The 1,805-nt window shown below is 56.2% G+C and carries 2 rRNA genes (1 of these 2 running past the window's edge); both read left to right on the top strand.

Going from position 1 to position 1,805, the window contains the following annotated elements:
• A 23S ribosomal RNA gene (locus tag ACWDR7_RS12930) occupies positions 1-1,531 on the top strand (it extends 1,640 nt beyond the left edge of the window).
• 102 nt (positions 1,532-1,633) lie between these two features.
• Positions 1,634-1,750, top strand: a 5S ribosomal RNA gene (rrf, locus tag ACWDR7_RS12925).
• The last annotated feature ends 55 nt before the right edge of the window (positions 1,751-1,805 follow it).

Raw genomic sequence — 1,805 nt, 5'->3', positions numbered from 1 at the left:
GCCTTCGGGTGACGCCGGCTGGTGGAGCGCGCGACCCCATGCTGGTGCGGTTAGCGTATTAACAGGTGTGACGCAGGAAGGTAGCCCAAGCCAGGCGATGGTTGTCCTGGTGCAAGTGCGTAGGCCGAGAGGTAGGCAAATCCGCCTCTCATACAGGCTGAGACACGATGCGGATAAAAAGTGGGTGATCCTCAGCTGCCGAGAAAAGCATCGACGCGAGGTTCCAGCCGCCCGTACCCCAAACCGACTCAGGTGGTCAGGTAGAGAATACCAAGGAGATCGAGATAATCGTGGTTAAGGAACTCGGCAAAATGCCCCCGTAACTTCGGGAGAAGGGGGGCCCAGCGCGTATTAGGACTTGCTCCGAAAGCGTGTGTGGGCCGCAGAGACCAGTGGGTAGCGACTGTTTATTAAAAACACAGGTCCGTGCCAAGTCGCAAGACGATGTATACGGACTGACGCCTGCCCGGTGCCGGAAGGTTAAGAGGAAGGGTCAGCCGCAAGGCGAAGCTCCGAATTTAAGCCCCGGTAAACGGCGGTGGTAACTATAACCATCCTAAGGTAGCGAAATTCCTTGTCGGGTAAGTTCCGACCTGCACGAATGGCGTAACGACTTCCCAACTGTCTCAACCACGAACTCGGCGAAATTGCATTACGAGTAAAGATGCTCGTTACGCGCAGCAGGACGGAAAGACCCCGTGACCTTTACTACAGCTTGGTATTGGTGTTCGGTGTGGCTTGTGTAGGATAGGTGGGAGACTTTGAAGCGGACACGCCAGTGTTCGTGGAGTCGTTGTTGAAATACCACTCTGGTCACTCTGGATATCTAACTTCGAACCGTGATCCGGTTCAGGGACAGTGCCTGGTGGGTAGTTTAACTGGGGCGGTTGCCTCCCAAAGAGTAACGGAGGCGCCCAAAGGTTCCCTCAACCTGGTTGGCAATCAGGTGGCGAGTGTAAGTGCACAAGGGAGCTTGACTGTGAGACTGACAGGTCGAGCAGGGACGAAAGTCGGGACTAGTGATCCGGCAGTGGCTTGTGGAAGCGCTGTCGCTCAACGGATAAAAGGTACCTCGGGGATAACAGGCTGATCTTGCCCAAGAGTCCATATCGACGGCATGGTTTGGCACCTCGATGTCGGCTCGTCGCATCCTGGGGCTGGAGTAGGTCCCAAGGGTTGGGCTGTTCGCCCATTAAAGCGGTACGCGAGCTGGGTTTAGAACGTCGTGAGACAGTTCGGTCCCTATCCGCTGCGCGCGTAGGAAGTTTGAGAGGATCTGACCCTAGTACGAGAGGACCGGGTTGGACGAACCTCTGGTGTGACAGTTGTCCTGCCAAGGGCACCGCTGTTTGGCTACGTTCGGGATGGATAACCGCTGAAAGCATCTAAGCGGGAAGCCGGCCTCAAGATGAGACTTCCATGCCCCTAGAGGGTGAGAGGCTCCCAGCAGACTACTGGGTTGATAGGCCAGACGTGGAAGCACAGCAATGTGTGCAGCTGACTGGTACTAATAAGCCGATGACTTACAAATCACTCATTCTTTATGCGTGTTCGCGTCCACTATGTGGTTCCCGATGTACGGGCACCACACCAACACATTCTTCGTGTTGATGTGCTGAAACATCGAAAGAGTTTCGGCGGTCATAGCGAGAGGGAAACGCCCGGTCACATTCCGAACCCGGAAGCTAAGCCTCTCAGCGCCGATGGTACTGCAGGGGGGACCCTGTGGGAGAGTAGGACACCGCCGGACACCACTTCACCGGAAGGCCGCCCAACGCTGGGCGGCCTTCCGTCGTTTACACGAC

The sequence above is a fragment of the Microbacterium sp. NPDC003461 genome (assembly GCF_053588335.1).
This window is presented reverse-complemented; position numbering and strand designations above follow the sequence as displayed.